Origin of the sequence: Flavobacterium sp. (assembly GCF_017744675.1) — a bacterium.
Lineage (GTDB): Bacteria > Bacteroidota > Bacteroidia > Flavobacteriales > Flavobacteriaceae > Flavobacterium.
Genome location: NZ_JAGIAV010000004.1, coordinates 1,499,853 through 1,518,620 on the forward strand (window position 1 = coordinate 1,499,853; position 18,768 = coordinate 1,518,620).

The window sequence follows — 18,768 nt, forward strand, 5'->3', positions numbered from 1 at the left end:
ATCAATGTCAATGGAAATACTCCTAAACGAAGTGCAAGGATTGGAATTTAGAATTTTAGAAATTGGAATTTAATTAAAAATGTCATGGGTAAAATAGGCGGATTTAAAGAATACAATAGAGCCGACGAAAGTAATTTAGCAGTTGCAGAACGCGTTTCGAACTACAACGAATTTACTATTCCGGTACCAAAAGATAAATTAAAAGAACAAGGATCAAGATGTATGGACTGTGGCATTCCTTTTTGCCACAGTGGATGTCCGTTAGGAAATTTAATTCCTGACTTCAACGACATGGTGCATCAGGAAGAATGGCAGAGTGCATTAGAGATTTTGCAGTCTACAAACAACTTCCCAGAATTTACAGGTCGTTTATGCCCTGCTCCATGTGAGAAATCATGTGTATTAGGAATCATCAAAGATCCAGTTTCTATCGAAAACATCGAAAAAAGCATCGTAGAAAGAGGTTTTGCTGAAGGATGGATTAAACCACAGCCACCAAAATCTAGAACTGGAAAAACAGTTGCAGTTATTGGTTCTGGACCTGCGGGTCTTGCAGCTGCTCAGCAATTAAACAGAGCGGGTCACACGGTTACTGTTTTTGAAAGAGACAATGCAATTGGAGGTTTATTACGTTACGGAATTCCAAACTTCAAATTAGAAAAAGGAATTATCGACCGTCGTGTAGCTATTCTAGAAGCAGAAGGAATCACTTTCAAAACAAATGTAAACGTTGGCGTTAACTTCAGCGTTGAAGAATTAAACGCATTTGATTCTATCGTTTTATGCGGAGGAGCAACTGAAAGAAGAAGCTTGCCAACTAAAGGAATCGAAAGCAAAGGCGTTGTTCAAGCAATGGATTTCTTAACACAACAAACTAAAGTTTTATACGGAGAATCTATTCCAGACCAAGTTAAAGCTACTGGCAAAGATGTAATCGTTATTGGTGGTGGAGATACAGGTTCTGACTGTATTGGAACTTCTAACAGACATGGAGCGAAATCGGTAACTAACTTTGAGATTTTACCAAAACCTCCTGTTGGAAGAAGCGAAACAACTCCATGGCCTTTCTGGCCGTTGCAGTTGAAAACATCTTCTTCTCACGAAGAAGGTTGTGACAGAAACTGGTTAATCAATACGAAAGAATTCATCTCTAACGAAAAAGGCGAATTAACTGGATTGAAAACGGTTGAAGTGCAATGGAAAATGACTCCAGGTCAAAGACCAGAACTTATTGAAAAAGAAGGTTCTGAAAAAATCTGGCCTTGCGACTTGGCTTTATTGGCTCTTGGATTTACAGGTCCAGAGAAAACATTAAGCGAGCAGTTAGGCATCGAAACTGATATGAGAAGCAACTATAAAGCGCACAACTATCAGACAAACGTTCCTCACATTTTCACTGCTGGTGATATGAGAAGAGGACAATCATTAATTGTATGGGCTATTTCAGAAGGTCGCGAAGCAGCAAGAGAAGTAGATTTATTCCTAATGGGATCTACAAACTTGCCTACTAAAGGAAAAGGAGATCTTCCTAGCTTGTAATTTTTAAGGTTCTAAGATGCTAAGATTCTAAGCGACTAAGGTCTTCTTATATGCTTGATCTTTAGAGCTAAAAATTAAAACTATAAAAACATCAACACATACTATTTGGCAAACCCCTGAATTTTCATTCAGGGGTTTTGTTTTTTTTATATTTTTTTTTGCCACAAATTCACGAATTTTTCTAATTTTTATTTTTCTCATTCTATCTAAAACATAGCCCACGGTTTCAACCGTGGGGACACAATGCAAATCCTCAACGATATTCAACAATGCGTTTCCCACGGTTGAAACCGTGGGCTATGCTCAACAATATTTTCGAAAAAATTTTTATACGTTTCCAATAATAAATTAATGCAATTCGTGAATTGCTTCGCCTGTTCACTATCGCTCGGGTCATGGCGAAAAAAAAATAATCCATATCTGTGTAATCAGTGGCGAAACAATTTCAGCAGCATTTTTGAATTAGAGAAATTCGTGAACTCGTGGCGAAAAAATCAGCAGCGTTTTCGAATTAGAGAAAATTCGTGAATTCGTGGCGAAAAAAATTCAGCAGCATTTTTGATGAATTACAAAAATTCGTGAATTGCTTCGCCTGTTCGCTATCGCTCCAGTCGTGGCAAAAAAAAATCAATTCGTGGCGAAAAAAAACTTAGTAACTTAGCGTCTCAGAACCTTAGCATCTTAAAAAGAGTTACAAAATTAGAAAAACGAGAACTTTTTGTTTAAAATAAAACAATTTGTTATAATTTGTTATTTTTCTGTATTTTATTTGCTGTTAATCAAAAGTGTAATAACTTTGCTCAAAATAATTTGAAAAATGCAAGCAAAAGATTTACTGCAGTTAGCAGACCAATTTGGAAGTCCATTGTATGTTTACGATGCTGAAAAAATCCAATCTCAATACAACAGATTAACTAAAGCTTTCTCTAAGGTAGAAAACTTAAGAGTTAATTATGCCATGAAGGCATTGTCTAACATTGCAATTCTTCAGTTATTAAAGAACATGGGGTCTGGCTTAGATACTGTATCGATTCAGGAAGTCCAGTTAGGGCTTCATGCTGGCTATGATCCTGACAAGATTTTCTTTACACCAAACGGAGTTTCTTTAGAAGAAATCGAAGAAGTTGCTGCAATGGGTGTACAAATCAATATCGACAATTTATCTATTCTGGAGCAATTCGGAACAAAACATCCACATATTCCAGTGTGTATTCGTATCAATCCTCACGTAATGGCGGGTGGAAATGCTAATATTTCTGTTGGACATATCGATAGTAAATTCGGTATTTCTGTTCATCAAATTCCGCATATTTTGCGAATTGTAGAGAACACAAAAATGAGCATTATCGGAATTCATATGCACACAGGATCTGATATTTTAGATATCGAAGTATTCTTGTATGCTGCTGAAATCTTGTTTGATACAGCTAAACATTTCAAAGATTTACAATTCTTAGATTTCGGAAGCGGATTCAAAGTGCCTTACAAAAAAGACGATATCGAAACTGACATCGAAGAATTAGGTAAAAAATTATCTAAAAGATTCAATGCTTTCTGTACAGAATACGGAAGAGATTTAACGCTGATTTTCGAACCAGGAAAATTCTTGGTGAGCGAAGCGGGTCATTTCTTAGTAAAAGTAAACGTAGTAAAACAAACTACTTCTACCGTTTTTGCAGGAATCGATAGTGGTTTCAACCACTTAATTCGCCCGATGTTTTACGGATCTTCACACCATATCGAAAACATTTCTAACCCGAAGGGAAAAGAGCGTTTTTACTCTGTTGTAGGATACATTTGCGAAACGGATACTTTTGCAAACAACCGTAGAATCGCTGAAATTACTGAAGGAGACATTTTAGAGTTCAGAAATGCTGGAGCATATTGCTTCTCAATGTCTTCGAACTACAACTCAAGATACAAACCAGCAGAAGTGCTATGGATGAACGGTCAAGGAATCTTAATTCGTCAAGCTGAAACATTCGAAGATTTACTTAAAAATCAAATTCCGTTGCCAGAACAAATTGCAGCTACGGTTTAACAATAGAAAAAAAGAGAATATCACTTTAGTCCCGTTTCTTAATTGAGGCGGGATTTTTTTATTGTAGATTTCTGATTTTAGATTTTTAGATTGTTTGCTACACTTTGTCAGGCTGAGCGAAGTCGAAGCCCACGCAAAGTAACCACAAAGTTTGTCATTGCGAGGAACGAAGCAACCTCACTAGAAACTCTACAAAGATTGGCTTTTTATTACGGAGTTACTTATTAAGATTTGTCCTTACGTCGAAATGACAAGATTGGAGATAATTGGAACTTTAAACTTTTGTCTAAATTAAATTCTAAAAGTCAAAAGATTAATTCCTGTCTGAAAAAACATATATTTGTTATTCAAAAAATAACGACAGTATTTCATTCAAAAAAATTACCTTTGAAATATGAGCACAACAACTAAGACATATTCGGTAGAAATCACTTGATAAAGTTGTAGAACTTTACGAACGTTTGGTTCAAGCTGAAAAAGACAAAAACGAATATTTAGAAAAATTACTAAAAGGAAAATAATTCCTTCAAAAATAAAAATTTTGCAAAAGCACAACTATCTTATGATTTTGTGCTTTTTTTGTAACAGAAAAATAATCAGTTAAAAGAAATTGAGTTTAACAAAATGATCAAAAGCCACCACTGGTTGTCAATAACAACTATAAGTAGCGTAATTACAACTATTGGTAGCTGACTTTATTTGTAAACAGGCAATGAGAAAATATAGCTTTGCAGTATCAAACTAAAAAAATTAATTATGATGCTAAATTCAAAATCAATAGGCGATAAAATTGCTGCAGCTAGGAAGAAAAACAACCTTTCGCAAGCAGGTCTTGCACAACAAGTATCAATTAGTTCACAAGCAGTTGGAAAATGGGAAAGAGGCGAATCAATGCCGGACATTTCTACATTAAACCGGATTGCAGAAATTCTCGGTGTAGACTTAAACTATTTTTCCGAAACGTTCAAATCTAATATTTCAGAAAGCCAATTTGAAGCTCCAAAAAACGAATTTGCGGAAACTCCAACAACAAAACCTAAAACTAATTTAGGTTTAAATTGGAATATGTCCTCTGGAAACTGGGTTGATGCAGACTTTTCCGGGCTAAGTAATCTTAAGGACAAATTCAGTACTTCAAATATGAAGAATTGTAAACTAATTGGTTCCGATTTGTCGAACTTAATACTTAAATCCAACAACATTCTAGGTTGCGATTTTTCAAATTCAGATTTAAGAAACAGTAAAATTCAGACTTCTAACTTAGACAAAAATCAGTTTATTGAATGTTTACTGATTGATGCAGAATTCTCTTCTAGTGAAATTAAAAACTGTAATTTTTCAAAGGCAAATTTTTCAGGGGTCGAATTAAGGACATCTGAACTTAAAAGATGTGTCCTAGAAAATGCCGTTTGGAACCTCTCAGCATTTAAATTATCTCATATTTCTGATGTGGTATTTAATGGCACAATAGAAGAATGTTCTTTTGAAAACTGCTCTTTTTCAAAAGTCACTTTTAAAAACGCAACAATTACAAATACTTTTTTTAAATCCAAAAAGCTAAAAGGCATTCAATTTATTGACTGTCAGGCTGACCGCATAACTTATGAATTTCTTAAAAACGGAAAAGCTGATTTAACTGGACTAACTTTGTTAACATAAATCTATGTTTGCGTGAATTTCACGTTCACGCAAGCTTATTTATAAATCTTTCTATTCTTCATCAAAATCAAGTTTAACAGACTCAAATAAAAATTCTATTTTAGCATACCAAATCAAACCCCAAAATAAATGAAACCTACAATTTTCCTATTTACACTATTCCTATTATTTGCAACTAATTCATTTAGCCAAACCATTGCTGATTTAAAACTAAAACCAAAAGAAATCCCGAAAGGTGGTTATATGGTAAGCGACGGAAATATTTGCATTACGCCGCAAGCTTGTAGTTTTTATAATGATATTGAAACCTACAGTAACATTGTTGGAACCATAAAAAGTAAAGCTATTCAGAGTTTTAAAAGCAAAGCAGATCGTGGTTCCATTATGTATTTTGAATTCGATCACGTTTTTAAAGGCGATCGCTTCCTGCAAGGTTTGCTTTGGGGTAAAGCAGGTGAGCCAACGGATGAGCATCCGGAAGAATATGTTGTAAAAGGAAAATTTCTAATCATTTGGAGTTTAAAGGCAGATAGTCCGCTAAAAGAAAAATCGGAAACCAAAATAGAAACGCTTTTGCCATAAAATAAACTTAGATAACGCTGCAAAACATGACCAAAACATACAGACAAGGAGCTATTGGCGCTATACTTGATGAATACGAAAGAGCGATTTTAGATTTAAGTAAAACAATCTCATCTTTTAATGACACAGCAATTACAGCAACAATCAATGATGTATCAGTTCAATCGATACTCGCGCATGTAGTTCGTTCAGGATATGCTTATGCTTTGTACATTCAAAAATTGTTGGGAGAGCAAAATAACATTCCAGATCTTGTATATAGAAAGACTGTTTCCGAATATCAAAATGATCTAACTGCATTTTTTATTTTCACTGAAAATATGCTTGAAAATTTTAGCGATAATCAATTGGAAGAATGCAACAACGAGAAGAAAATAACAACTTCTTGGGGACAAGTTTATGATATTGAACAAATGATGGAACATGCAATTGTACATGTCTTACGTCATAGAAGGCAAATTGAAAAATTCAAAAGTACACTTTCCTAAATAATCAAAAAAGTTTGTTAATCTTAATTCTATGAAGTTCATATACTTCATCTGGCATTCATCATTTAATAGTATTTTCGCGTATAAAAAAATCATCATAAAAATATCAAAATGAAACCACAAATACGAATTCTAATTTATTCCATTCTCTTCTTTTTATATCTTACTTCTACACATTTACTACTTGAATTAAACGAAAAATTTAAAGGTGATCCGTTTGTAACTTTAGGAGCTGGTTTCGGTATTTTGAACCTTATTTATGCCTTTACAGCACTGAAATGGAAACCTTTGCTTAATGCACTTTGTGCTATTGGAATTGCTGCTTTAGCCATGTTTTTGGCTTTACAATTTACCAATTTGCATCTGTTTGTCAATTATGATCCGTATCAAGTTAAAACTGCCATTTTTGCCAATGCTGTTTTCTCTATTATTTTTTGGGAGATTGTGTATCAGGTAAAAATTAGAAAACAAAAATAATATTTCAATTGCCTCCAGCTTTAGCTGGAGTTTTATATAAAGTCTCAAAAAGGGCTGTAGCCAAATCGTTTTTTGGGCTAAAGCCTTTTTTAATATCAATAGTATACCTCCAACTAAAGCTGGAGGCAATTCATAAAATGATTTAAAGTATGCCATTCAATAATTCATAAAGCTATATATTTTCGTACGTAATTTTTTATATTAGCGCTTTAAAATTTTATCTAAGCCTAATATGAAAATAAGAACTCTACTCCTTTTATCTGTACTTACTATTTCTTGTAAAAAAGAAACAAAAACAGAAATTCCTAAAATTAATCCGAAAGATTCTTTGGAAGTAACTGAAAAGAAAGAACCAAAAACGCAAAAAGCAGATACAACTGTACTTTCGACCAAACATAAAATCAACAGAATTTTGTGTGATTTGGATGGAGATAATTTAGACGAAATAGTAGAAATTTTCAGAAGTACAAAAAATGGTAAAAGCGGTCTAAAAATCACTTTCGGAAATGGAAAAAGAACAGATTATCTAGGTTTTGGAAAAAATGTTTTAGGTCAAGGATTTGACGAAATGGACTGGGTCGGGAAATTTGAGAAAGCACCAAAAGGAGAAATTGTCTGGAACAATGTAAACGATGACGGTGAAATTATGGGCGAAGAAGAAGTTAAAGAAGAAGATAAAATAAAACTTCCAGATGATGGTTTTTTTATTCATGCGGAAGAAAGCTGTGGAGGCGGAATTATTTATCTAAAAAACGGAAAATACGAGTGGATTCAGCAGGAATGAGTTCATAAATATAAACTCTTAAATTATTGAATATGAAAAGTACAACCGAAATTGCAAATCGTTTTAGAGAAGTTATTTTAAACGGAACTTGGATTGCCAATACCAATTTTAAAGATCAGCTCGAAAATCTAGATTGGAAAATTGCTGTTACTCCCATTCAGAATTTAAATACAATTGCGGCTCTGGCACAGCATATTCATTATTACATCGTCGGAATCAATCAGGTTTTTAAAGATGGATCTTTGGAAATAAAAGATAAATTTAGTTTTGATTTTCCGCCCATTCAATCTCAAGAACAGTGGAACGCTTTTCTAACTCAATTTTGGAATGACGCCGAAGAATTTGCTTCTTTAGTAGAACAAATGTCCGACGAAAAACTCGATGATGTATTTGTAGATATAAAATACGGAACTTATAAAAGAAATATCGAAGCTATGATTGAGCATAGCTATTATCATTTAGGACAGGTTGTCTTGCTTAAAAAACAATTAACAACTACCACTTAATACACCATACAATAATAAAAACAAACTTTTTACTCTTAATAAGCTTTCTTTGTCTAATGAGCTGTAAAGATTCTAATAAAATAGAAAGAGAAGGCGAACCAACAATTTACAACGTAGAAAGTGAAGATGCAGAAATGAATGCGGCAATTTTAGAAGCAAACGAAACACTAGATCAATTCAATAAAGGATTGTCTAATGCTAATGCTGATAGCCATTCTTTAAAAGTTAAGTTTTCTAATTCGGAAGGCATAGAACATATGTGGATTGGAGAAATTAAGTATAAAGACGGAAATTATTCTGGAATTTTAAACAGTGATCCTGAATACATTACAGAATATAAAGCAGGAGACAAAATCGATATTGAAACTTCTAAAATTAGTGATTGGATGTATCTTATAAATGGAAAGCTTTATGGAGGTTATACCATACGAGTTTTAAGAGACCGAATGAGCGAAGAAGAACGAAAAGCATTTGATGAAGAAAGTGGTATGCTGATAGATTAAATTCGTTTCTAAACTTAAAAGCAGAAGAATTTACCCCTAATTTTCATATTTCCTATAAAAAACAAAACTTCTAATCTAGCCCCGATAGAGCCGATATCCTCGCAGAGATAAAGGCGAAAGCGGGACAGGTGCTTCTTATGAAAATCGCTTTTTCTGCTCCTTAAATAAATTAAAAAAAGGCATAGTTGTTGAATGTTAAAAAAGATATATTTACACCTTCAAAAAACAGACTATGCAAAAAATTACTTTTCTATTTTCTATATTGTTTTTAGCCTTCTCTTCTTGTGGGGTAAAGACAACACAATCAATGCTTAGCGACGGAAATTATGACGGTGCAATTGATCGCTCGGTCGAAGCGCTTCGTACCAAAAAAGATTCTAAAGGCAAACAAGATTACGTTTATTTACTAGAAGAAGCTTTTGCAAAAGCCAAAGACCGCGATCTTCGCGATTTGGAAATGCTGAACAAAGAGAATAATCCTGCCAATGCAGAGCGTATTTACAATACGTATTTACAGCTGAATAACCGTCAAGAAAAAATCAGACCGCTTCTTCCGTTGTCTTTATTGAAACAGGGAAAAAATGCTTATTTTCCTTTTGATAATTATTCTACCGAGCTTGTAAACAGTAAAAATGCTCTTTCTAAATATTTGTACGAAAACGCTTCTGCTCTTTTGAAATCGAAAAACAAAATGGATTTCAGAAAAGCATACGACGATTTTGCTTATTTGGAAAATATTAATCCAGGTTATAAAGACGCTAAAAAATTGATGGATGATGCCCTTTTTAAAGGAACTGATTTCGTAGATGTTTATGCAAAAAACGAAACAAATATGGTGATTCCGAAAATGCTTCAGGAAGATTTGCTGGATTTTAAAACTTACGGCTTAAATGATAAATGGACGGTTTATCATAGCGAAAGACAAAAAAATGTAAAGTATGATTATAGTTTAATTCTTAGTTTCAAACAGATCGCTATTTCGCCAGAGCAGATTAAAGAGAAAGAATTTGTAAAGGAAAGACAGGTAAAAGATGGTGTAAAAACGCTTTTGGACAGCCGCGGAAGACCTGTAAAAGATAGTTTGGGCAAAGAGATAAAAGTAGATAATTACAGAACGCTTACCGCGACGGTATACGAATTTAGACAATTTAAATCTTGCCTCGTAACAGCAAAAGTAGATTACATAGATTTAAAAACCAATCAGCTTGTACAGACTTTCCCGATAAGCAGTGAGTATGTTTTTGAGAATATTTATTCAACATATAAAGGAAATAGAGGGGCTTGCGATGATAATTATCTATCGTATTTTGACAGGCGAGCTGTTCCTTTTCCGAACAACGAACAAATGGTTTTTGATACAGGAGAAGACCTAAAAGCCAAGCTTAAAGACATCATTGTAAAAAATAAATTTACAAGATAATTCTACAATATAATTATAACGAAAGGACGCATCAAAAATGCGTCCTTTTTTGTTTAAATTCTTTTTCTGGAAAAAAAATCACATTTTTGAATTGCGCAACCAAAAAGTTGCGTATATTTGCAACTGATTAGTTGCGAATTTATATTCAAAAAGATGAAAAGAGATATTTTTCAAGCTATTGCCGATCCGACTAGAAGAGCAATATTAGTTTTGATTTCCTCTACTGCATTAACACCAAATGCAATTGCAGAGCAGTTTCAAACTACAAGACAGGCCGTCTCTAAACACATTAAAATCTTAAATGAATGTGATTTATTGGAAGAAAAGAAATTGGGCAGAGAGATTTATTATCAGCTCAAAATTGAAAAAATGAAAGAAGTTGATCAATGGCTGGAGCAGTTTAAAGCAATTTGGGAACAGCGTTTTAGTCAATTGGATCAAGTATTACTAAACTTAAAAGCTAAAGAAAATGAAAACTGATTTATTAATGAATTTTTCTGTAGACAAGGAAAATAAAACGGTAAATGTAAAACGCGAATTCGACGCGCCATTGTCTAATGTGTGGTCTGCGTGGACAAAACCTGAAATTCTAGATTTATGGTGGGCGCCGGCTCCGTTTGTATCTAAAACCAAAATCATGGAATTTAAAGAAGGCGGAAGAAGACTTTACGCTATGGTTGGTCCAGACGGTACTGAACGCTGGAGTTATTTTGAATATTCTTCGATTTCTCCTAAAACCAACTTTAAGCATTCAGCCACTTTTTCTGACGGAGAAGGAAATCCAAATTCTGAATTTGGAAGTTCGTACTGGGATATTTCTTTTTCTGAACAAGGCACTTCGACAATTGTTGATATTATGATCAAAAGAGACAGTTTTGAAGAACTGCAAAAAATAATTGAAATGGGCTTTAAAGAAGGTTTTACTTCTGCAATGCAAGGTTTGGATAAAATCTTAGCGGAGAAATAAAAGCTGCTTTAATTGAATTAACTATTTAACAAACTTTAAAATCTTAAGAAAATGAAATCAAATCTTTTAATGAATTTTACTGTAAATAAAGAAAATAATACTGTAAATGTAAAACGCGAATTTAATGCTTCTTTGCCACAAGTTTGGTCTGCGTGGACAGAACCTCAAATTCTGGATTTGTGGTGGGCGCCAGCTCCGTGGAAATCCCAAACAAAAAGCATGGAATTTAAAGAAGGCGGAAGAAGACTTTACGCCATGGTTGGTCCAGAAGGCGAAGAACATTGGGCAATAGCCGATTATACCTCAATAAATCCGACAACAAATGTAAAATGGCTGGACGCCTTTTCGGATAGCGAAGGAAATTTAAACAAAGAGTTTCCGAGATCTGATTGGAATGTTACCTTCTCTGAAAAAGACGGTTCTACTTTTGTTGATATTGTAATCAAACACGAGAAATTGTCAGATTTAGAAATGATTATCCAAATGGGATTCAAAGAAGGCTTTACGATTGCAATGGAAGGTTTGGATGCTATTTTTGCTGGAGAAGAAAAATAAAACCTGAAATAGAATTCAAAATGTTAAATCCTGCATAATTGCAGGATTTTTTTGTAATTTTCGGTTCTAAAATCAATTTTTACTACAAAAAGTTATTTTTTTTAACCGTAAACACAAAATAAAATGATGAAATTCTTTACTGCGCTTTTTTTATTCATTTCAGTTGCCGTTTTCTCCCAAAATAGATATGAACTTTCAGACGAAGGAAAAGACAAATTATATTTATCGGACTCTATTGCAAATCTTGCCAAAGCAGGAAAAATTACAGACCATCCAATGGTAGTTGTTGATGGAATTACGCATCGTTATGAGGATTTAGAAAAAGAAAGACTTGCACTTTCAAAAATTGAAATTGCCAAAATTATTGCTCTTCAAAAACAAACTGGCATTAATATTTACGGAAAGTCAGGAGAACCGGGCGTTTTAATTGTTACTACAAACAGAAATAGTTATTATAAACCCGCACAAGAAGTAAAACCTAATGACTTTAAATAAACATTTTCAATAATAAATAATGAACAAACTTCTTTCTCTAGCTTTTTTACTTCTATCCTCCAGTTTAGTATTCAGCCAAAAAAACAAAACTAAAATCACAGAAACCTCTAAACCTTTTGTATTAGGTGTTATTGACGAAATCCAATCGAAAGAATTAAACGAAACACGAATTCTTAATATCTATCTTCCTGAAGGTTACAATCCTGCTGAAGCCACAAAATATCCTGTAATCTATTTATTGGATGGTTCTGCTGATGAAGATTTTATTCACATTTCTGGATTGGTGCAGTTTAATAGCTTTGAATGGATCAATCAAGTTCCGAAATCAATTGTGGTCGGAATTGCTACAGTTGACCGAAAAAGAGATTTTACCTTTCCAACCACTCTTGAAAAAGATAAAACTCGTTTTCCGACAACGGGACATTCTGATCAATTTATAGCTTTTATCGAAAAAGAATTACAGCCTTTTATTGATAAAAAATATAAAACCAACGAATTTAAAACCATTATTGGACAATCTTTAGGCGGTTTATTAGGAACTGAAATACTGCTAAAAAAACCGTTCCTTTTTAATAAGTACGTTATTGTAAGCCCTAGTTTGTGGTGGAATAATGGCTCATTGCTAGATTTAGATTCTGAAATGCTAAAAGAAAATTTCAATCAGCAAACTGAAATTTATATTGCTGTTGGAAAAGAAGGATTGACTCCAACAGAAATTCCGCGTGTTATGGAAGTTGATGCCAATTTATTAGCCGAAAAACTAAAAGAGTCCAAAAGTAAAAACGTAAAAATCTATTTCGATTATTTCCCCGAAGAAAACCACGGATCGATTCTGCATACCGCTGTTGCTAATTCTTTTAAGTTTTTTTATTCTAAAAGTAAGGGATAAAAAAATCGATTTGTTTATTCAAAAAACCATAAAAGAAGACGCTCTTTTTATATTTTTCCGCATAAAAAAAATAGTAATCAATTATAAATCAAAGAATAGTAAAATAGTAAAAAGCATTAAATAGGTTTTATAAAAAAATAAACAAAAATTACGGTTTCCCGTAAAGATTGTAGGTTCGTATCACAGTATATTTGGCTCAAAAAAATCAAAAAAAAACAATCAAAATAATCTACGCTAAACCCAACTATTTTTAATCTCAATTATAAAAAATAATCCCTTTAAATACTAAATCAAAATAAAACAAATCTAATAACCTATTTAATTTAATGAAAAAACAAATTTTATTTATTGCTTTAACTTTACTCTTTACTATTAAAAATTATTCTCAAATAGCTTTCGAAAAAGGATATATTATCTCAGAGAACAATCAAAAAACAGAATGCTTAATTGAAAATATAGATTGGAAAAACACTCCAACCAATTTCAGATACCGTCTTTCTGATGGCTCACCAATTATAGATGCAGATATTAAGACTGTAAAAGAATTTGGAGTTTCTGGTCGAAATAAATTTATACGATCAATTGTAAATATAGATCGATCTACAAAAAACTTGCAAAATATGACTAAAGATAAAAATCCTATTTTTCGAGAAGAAAATCTATTTCTACAGGTACTTATGGAAGGAAATGCTTCTTTGTATTTGTTTGATGACGGAACTGTAAGACGTTTCTTTTACAAAATAAATGGTCCTGAAATAAAGCAGCTTGTTTACAAAACTTACTTTGTAAATGATGACCAAATTGCTAAAAACAACTATTTCAGAGAACAACTTTATCTTGACTTGAAATGTGACAATATTCAACAAAATGAATACGAGACATTAAGCTATACTAAAAATGCTCTTATGCGCATTTTTACAAAATATAATAAATGTGTAAATTCTGAATTTGTTGATCCGGAAGTAAAAGAAAATAAAGACTTATTCAATCTTACACTTAGACCTAGATATAATAATAGTTCTTTATCTATAGACAACTCTGTTTTTGAAGGAATTGGTTTTGATTTTGGCGGAAAATCAAGCTTTAGTTTAGGAATTGAAGCCGAATTTATTTTGCCCTTTAATAAAAATAGATGGTCTATTATTGTAGAACCCACGTACCAATATTACAAAGGAGAACAAACAATACAAAGTTCTCAAGTTGTTGGCGGCACTCTGACAGGTAAAATAGATTACAAGTCGATTGAATTGCCAATTGGCGTTAGACGTTATTTCTTCATTAATAAAAATATCCAAATATTTGCCAACGGATCTCTTGTTGTAGATTTTAGTAATAACTCTAAAGTCAACATCGCAAGAAAAGATGGATCTGAACTAAATAAATTGGAGGTAAAGTCAGGTATTAATTTCGGTTTTGGTTTAGGATGTAAATTTTTGGATAAATTTAGTACAGAGATAAGATATCAGACCCCTAGAGGTATATTGGCCGATAATCCAGACTGGCGTTCGACTTACCAAACCACTTCTTTAATTATTGGATATTCTTTCTTCTAATTTATCTTAATTATATATGCTAACTGATAAAATTCTCAGTTAGCATATATAACTTAAGGAATAAGATATTACCCAAGCCACCCTTCTCTATCCAAACTTCGATATTGAATCGCTTCGGCAATATGAGAAGAAACAATATTTTCGGAATGATCCAAATCGGCGATGGTTCTCGAAACTTTCAAAATTCTATCGTAGGCTCTGGCAGAAAGATTCAAACGTTCCATTGCGGTTTTTAATAATTCTTTTGAAGGTTCATCCAAAACACAATATTCTCGAATGAGTTTACTGCTCATTTGGGCGTTGTAGTGAACGTTTTCTACACTTTCAAATCGTTTGGTTTGAATTTCTCTCGCCGCTGTAACACGTTTGCGAATTTCTACACTGCTTTCTGCTTTTCGTTCGTCTGATAATTTTTCGAATGGAACGGGCGTTACTTCAATATGAATATCGATTCTATCCAACAACGGGCCCGAAATTTTACTCATATAACGCTGCATTTCGTGTGGTGAAGAAGTATTCGGCATACTCGGATCGTTAAAAAATCCGCTTGGACTTGGGTTCATACTCGCCACAAGCATAAAAGACGAAGGATAGGTAATTGTAAACTTAGCGCGCGAAATCGTCACTTCTCGATCTTCCAAAGGCTGACGCATTACTTCTAAAACATCTCGTTTAAATTCTGGCAATTCATCCAAAAACAAAACACCATTATGCGCCATCGAAATTTCGCCAGGCTGCGGATAACTTCCTCCACCAACAAGTGCCACATTCGAAATAGTATGATGCGGACTCCTAAATGGCCTCTGATTCATTAATCCGACTTCTTTCAGTTTTCCTGCAACGCTATGAATTTTAGTAGTTTCCAAAGCTTCACGCAAAGTCATGGGCGGCAAAATACTCGGCACTCGTTTGGCCAACATTGTTTTTCCCGCTCCAGGCGGACCAATTAAAATAATGTTATGTCCACCGGCTGCCGCGATTTCCATACAGCGTTTAATGCTTTCTTGTCCGCGTACGTCTGAAAAATCATGTTCTGGAAAATCTAACGTTTTGTAGAATTCTGCTCTTGTATCGATAACAGTTGGTTGTAGCGTTCCTTTGCCTGAAAAAAAATCGATGATTTCTTTTAGATTTGAAACTCCGTAAACATCCAAACCTGAAACGATCGCCGCTTCTTTTACATTTTGAATCGGAAGAAAAAAACCTTTATAGCCTTCTTCTTTAGCTTTTATAGCAATTGGCAATGCTCCGCGAATGGGCTGCAGACTTCCATCAAGAGAAAGTTCGCCCATGATTATATAACGTTCAATTTCAGGAGCTTTAATCTGATCTGAACCGACCAGAATTCCCATGGCTAAAGTCAGATCATAAGAAGAACCTTCTTTTCTAAGATCGGCAGGCGCCATATTAACGGTGATTTTTTTTCCTGGAAAACTGAATCCGTTATTCTTTAAAGCGGCTGCGATTCTAAAACTGCTTTCTTTTATGGCATTATCTGGAAGTCCAACTAAATGATAACCAATTCCTTTATCCATATGAACCTCAACAGTAATCGTTGTGGCCTCAACTCCAAAAACGGCACTTCCGTAAACTTTTACTAACATAATTATCTCTTCATTAATTGTTTTTAAAACTAATGAAAAAATATTAAAATGTAAATATTTTATTACAATTTAAAAAATTTTAAAAGGAAAGCCCAATCTGAGTTTTAACTTCCTCCACTATTCTACTCAAATCCAAACAATTCTGATGTGACCAAAGTTTACTTTCAATTTCATCATTCAAAATACAATTTTGGCACTCGATAATTTCATGAGAATATCCTTTTCCAAGTATTGGCAAAGTAAACGTTGCTTCTTTTTCTTCGTTCTTAAATAAAGAATAACCATCGGCAACAAACCACGGTGTGTTTAATTCTATTCTTCCTTCCGTTCCAGAAATCACAGCTTTCATATCAGATTCTGAAACTATAGAAGCGTGCAAAACCGATTGCGCCGACTCGTATTGCAAAATCATCGAAGTCTTCAAATCAATATCATTTTTATGTTTAATGGCTTTTGCTAAAATCTCTTTCGGATATCCTAATAGTATATAAGACAAAAACAATGAATAAACACCAATGTCAAATAATGCTCCGCCACCAAGTTCCTTATCAAAAAGTCTTTTGTTTTCTGTTTCACTTCCGTGAAAGGCAAAATCGGCTTTTATATAATTTATGTTGCCAATTGCTCCTTTATTTATTTTCTGCAAAACATCTTGAACTGACGGTATGAATCGTGTCCAAAAAGCTTCCATAAAAAATTTATTGTGTTTTTTTGAAGCTTCAATTATCCTTTCGGCATCCTTGTGTGATAACGCCATTGGTTTTTCGCATAAAACATGTTTGCCACTTTCTAATGCTTTTATAGATAATTCGGCATGTGAATTATGAGGAGTTGCGATATATACAATTTCTACTTCATGATCTTCAAAAAGTAAATCATAAGAATTATACATTCTTAAAGCATTAAATTTTCCTCCAAACAGCTCGGCTTTAGAAAAATCTCTAGATGCAACTGCCGTCAATTCAGCATTTTCAATCAATATTAAATCAGTTGCAAACTGACTTGCAATATTTCCAAGTCCAACTATTCCCCACTTAATTCTTCTATTTCCCATATTATATTATAAGCATCAAAATTGTTAAAAAGATTAAAAAACATTCTTTACAACAATCTACAGACGTTTTTTAAACAACAAATATCTATTATCCTACAAAAAATAGCAATCAATTACCCCAAAAATTATCAAAAATGATGGTAAGTGAAAAAAAAATGTTGTCAAATTGTAAATTTTAAGTTTGTTTTAAGAAATTCATACAAAATGAAAGGGGTTAAATTTTAAATTTAATAAAAATCAAGCAAACAACCCTATTTTTTTAGGGGGTATTAAATGATTTTATACTTTTATAAAAAATTTTAAAACTAAAAACTAAATAACTATGCGAAAAATTATTTTAAGTGTGATTCTTATCACGATTTTGGTACTAAGCTTTATCTCAAACTTTATTATTGCAGACAACCCAATTCCTGCAGAAGCTGTAAAGTTTGATACTGGAGATACTGCCTGGATGATCGTTGCAACTGCTTTTGTATTGCTAATGACACCTGGATTAGGATTTTTCTATGGAGGTATGGTAGGTAAGAAAAACGTAATCAGCACTATGCTTCAAAGTTTTATGGCAATGGTAATTGTTACTATTCTATGGACCGTTGTTGCTTTTGGATTGGCTTTTGGACCAACAATTGGAGGATTTATCGGAAATCCTTCTGAGAATTTGTTCTTTGCAGGAGTTGGCACTAATACAGCGTGGAGCCTTGCACCAACCATTCCATTTATTTTATTCGCATTATTTCAGGCAAAATTCGCCATCATTACTCCTGCGTTAATTACAGGTGCTTTTGCAGAACGTATCCGTTTCTGGGCTTATTTATTATTCATGGTTTTATTCATTATTTTAATATATGCTCCTCTTGCTCATATGACATGGCACCCTGATGGAGTTTTCTTCAAAATGGGAGTTCTGGACTTCGCCGGAGGAACAGTAGTGCATATGAGCGCTGGATGGGCTGCTTTGGCTGGAGCTATTTTCTTAGGAAAAAGAAAAGTTCAAAAAGTAAATCCTGCTAGAATTACTTATGTATTATTAGGAACAGGTTTACTTTGGTTCGGATGGTTCGGTTTCAACGCTGGATCTGCTTTAGGAGCAAATGGTCTTGCTGCTCAAGCTTTAGGAACAACTACTGTTGCTGCTGCCGCTGCTGCTATGGCTTGGGTTTTCCTTGATAAAATTTTAGGACACAAATTATCTGCTCTTGGAGCTTGTATCGGAGCTGTTGTAGGTCTTGTTGCTATTACTCCTGCTGCTGGATATGTAAGCATCCCTCACGCAATTTTCATCGGTTTATTCTCTGCAATTGTAAGTAACGTTGTAGTTAGTAAATTCCCTAAAGGAAAAATCGACGATGCTCTTGATGTATTTGCTTGTCACGGTGTTGGTGGTATGGTAGGAATGTTATTAACTGGTGTTTTCGCCTCTAAAGCAATCAATCCTGCAGTTGGAGACAACCAAGGTTTAATCTTCGGAACTCCAACATTATTCATCAACCAATTAACAGCTTTAGTTGCTGTTTCAATCTTTGCCTTTGTAGGTTCTTACGTTTTATTCTTCATCGTAAATAAAATTACTCCTCTAAGAGTTACTGAAGAAAAAGAAGAATTAGGATTAGACATTTCTCAACACGGAGAATTCTTATAAGATATTTGCCCTT

Annotated in this window: 20 protein-coding genes and 1 pseudogene; 18 read left to right on the plus strand and 3 right to left on the minus strand. The window is 33.6% G+C overall.

The features are described 5' to 3' along the window. Positions 1-84 precede the first annotated feature (84 nt). The gene (locus J7574_RS16725) at positions 85-1,539 is read left to right on the plus strand and encodes a glutamate synthase subunit beta (RefSeq protein ID WP_290971037.1); all 1,455 of its coding nucleotides are present in this window, start codon (positions 85-87) and stop codon (positions 1,537-1,539) included. Between the two features lie 27 nt (positions 1,540-1,566). Here the strand turns inward: J7574_RS16725 and J7574_RS16730 are convergent, their stop codons facing one another. Continuing rightward, the gene (locus J7574_RS16730; RefSeq protein WP_290971040.1) at positions 1,567-1,821 is read right to left on the minus strand and encodes a hypothetical protein; all 255 of its coding nucleotides are present in this window, start codon (positions 1,819-1,821) and stop codon (positions 1,567-1,569) included. Positions 1,822-2,356: 535 nt separating this feature from the next. Here J7574_RS16730 and lysA point away from each other — a divergent pair. The 16 genes and pseudogenes from lysA (at position 2,357) to J7574_RS16810 (ending at position 14,458) form a co-directional block, all read left to right on the plus strand. Further along, positions 2,357-3,580, plus strand: a complete 1,224-nt coding sequence (lysA, locus tag J7574_RS16735) for a diaminopimelate decarboxylase (protein WP_290971043.1) — start codon at positions 2,357-2,359, stop codon at positions 3,578-3,580. 431 nt (positions 3,581-4,011) lie between these two features. Beyond that, positions 4,012-4,101: pseudogene (locus J7574_RS16740) on the plus strand (transcriptional regulator); the annotation flags it as partial. Positions 4,102-4,336: 235 nt separating this feature from the next. Continuing rightward, positions 4,337-5,239, plus strand: a complete 903-nt coding sequence (locus J7574_RS16745) for a pentapeptide repeat-containing protein (protein WP_290971045.1) — start codon at positions 4,337-4,339, stop codon at positions 5,237-5,239. Between the two features lie 129 nt (positions 5,240-5,368). Continuing rightward, entirely contained in the window at positions 5,369-5,821 is a 453-nt protein-coding gene (locus J7574_RS16750; RefSeq protein ID WP_290971047.1) for a hypothetical protein, read from the plus strand. A gap of 26 nt (positions 5,822-5,847) precedes the next feature. Beyond that, positions 5,848-6,309, plus strand: coding sequence for a DinB family protein (locus J7574_RS16755; RefSeq protein ID WP_290971049.1), 462 nt, complete (start codon positions 5,848-5,850; stop codon positions 6,307-6,309). 111 nt (positions 6,310-6,420) lie between these two features. Continuing rightward, the gene (locus J7574_RS16760; protein WP_290971051.1) at positions 6,421-6,786 is read left to right on the plus strand and encodes a hypothetical protein; all 366 of its coding nucleotides are present in this window, start codon (positions 6,421-6,423) and stop codon (positions 6,784-6,786) included. Positions 6,787-7,018: 232 nt separating this feature from the next. After that, entirely contained in the window at positions 7,019-7,570 is a 552-nt protein-coding gene (locus J7574_RS16765) for a hypothetical protein (protein ID WP_290971053.1), read from the plus strand. Between the two features lie 32 nt (positions 7,571-7,602). Continuing rightward, positions 7,603-8,076 carry a DUF1572 domain-containing protein gene (locus J7574_RS16770; RefSeq protein ID WP_290971055.1) on the plus strand — a complete coding sequence of 158 codons (474 nt, stop codon included), beginning with the start codon at positions 7,603-7,605 and terminating at the stop codon, positions 8,074-8,076. 56 nt (positions 8,077-8,132) lie between these two features. Further along, positions 8,133-8,579, plus strand: a complete 447-nt coding sequence (locus J7574_RS16775) for a DUF2314 domain-containing protein (protein WP_290971057.1) — start codon at positions 8,133-8,135, stop codon at positions 8,577-8,579. A gap of 232 nt (positions 8,580-8,811) precedes the next feature. Continuing rightward, positions 8,812-9,999: a hypothetical protein gene (locus tag J7574_RS16780; RefSeq protein WP_290971060.1), complete on the plus strand. Its 1,188-nt coding sequence runs from the start codon at positions 8,812-8,814 to the stop codon at positions 9,997-9,999. 153 nt (positions 10,000-10,152) lie between these two features. Then, positions 10,153-10,479 carry a helix-turn-helix transcriptional regulator gene (locus J7574_RS16785; RefSeq protein ID WP_290971063.1) on the plus strand — a complete coding sequence of 109 codons (327 nt, stop codon included), beginning with the start codon at positions 10,153-10,155 and terminating at the stop codon, positions 10,477-10,479. Then, positions 10,469-10,966 carry an SRPBCC domain-containing protein gene (locus tag J7574_RS16790; RefSeq protein WP_290971066.1) on the plus strand — a complete coding sequence of 166 codons (498 nt, stop codon included), beginning with the start codon at positions 10,469-10,471 and terminating at the stop codon, positions 10,964-10,966. The genes J7574_RS16785 and J7574_RS16790 overlap by 11 nt, the downstream gene beginning before the upstream one ends. A 51-nt stretch (positions 10,967-11,017) precedes the next feature. Beyond that, positions 11,018-11,521 carry an SRPBCC domain-containing protein gene (locus J7574_RS16795; protein ID WP_290971069.1) on the plus strand — a complete coding sequence of 168 codons (504 nt, stop codon included), beginning with the start codon at positions 11,018-11,020 and terminating at the stop codon, positions 11,519-11,521. Between the two features lie 123 nt (positions 11,522-11,644). Then, positions 11,645-12,016, plus strand: a complete 372-nt coding sequence (locus J7574_RS16800) for a hypothetical protein (RefSeq protein WP_290971072.1) — start codon at positions 11,645-11,647, stop codon at positions 12,014-12,016. 19 nt (positions 12,017-12,035) lie between these two features. Then, on the plus strand, positions 12,036-12,905 hold the full coding sequence (locus J7574_RS16805) for an alpha/beta hydrolase-fold protein (protein WP_290971074.1): 870 nt from the start codon (positions 12,036-12,038) through the stop codon (positions 12,903-12,905). Positions 12,906-13,231: 326 nt separating this feature from the next. Beyond that, positions 13,232-14,458: an outer membrane beta-barrel protein gene (locus tag J7574_RS16810; RefSeq protein ID WP_290971077.1), complete on the plus strand. Its 1,227-nt coding sequence runs from the start codon at positions 13,232-13,234 to the stop codon at positions 14,456-14,458. 68 nt (positions 14,459-14,526) lie between these two features. Here J7574_RS16810 and J7574_RS16815 read toward each other — a convergent pair whose 3' ends face one another. Next, positions 14,527-16,062: a YifB family Mg chelatase-like AAA ATPase gene (locus tag J7574_RS16815; RefSeq protein ID WP_290971080.1), complete on the minus strand. Its 1,536-nt coding sequence runs from the start codon at positions 16,060-16,062 to the stop codon at positions 14,527-14,529. A gap of 79 nt (positions 16,063-16,141) precedes the next feature. After that, positions 16,142-17,116 carry a Gfo/Idh/MocA family oxidoreductase gene (locus J7574_RS16820; protein ID WP_290971083.1) on the minus strand — a complete coding sequence of 325 codons (975 nt, stop codon included), beginning with the start codon at positions 17,114-17,116 and terminating at the stop codon, positions 16,142-16,144. 322 nt (positions 17,117-17,438) lie between these two features. Between J7574_RS16820 and J7574_RS16825 the strand changes: the two genes are divergently transcribed. Next, positions 17,439-18,755 carry an ammonium transporter gene (locus J7574_RS16825; protein ID WP_290971086.1) on the plus strand — a complete coding sequence of 439 codons (1,317 nt, stop codon included), beginning with the start codon at positions 17,439-17,441 and terminating at the stop codon, positions 18,753-18,755. Positions 18,756-18,768: the final 13 nt, after the last annotated feature.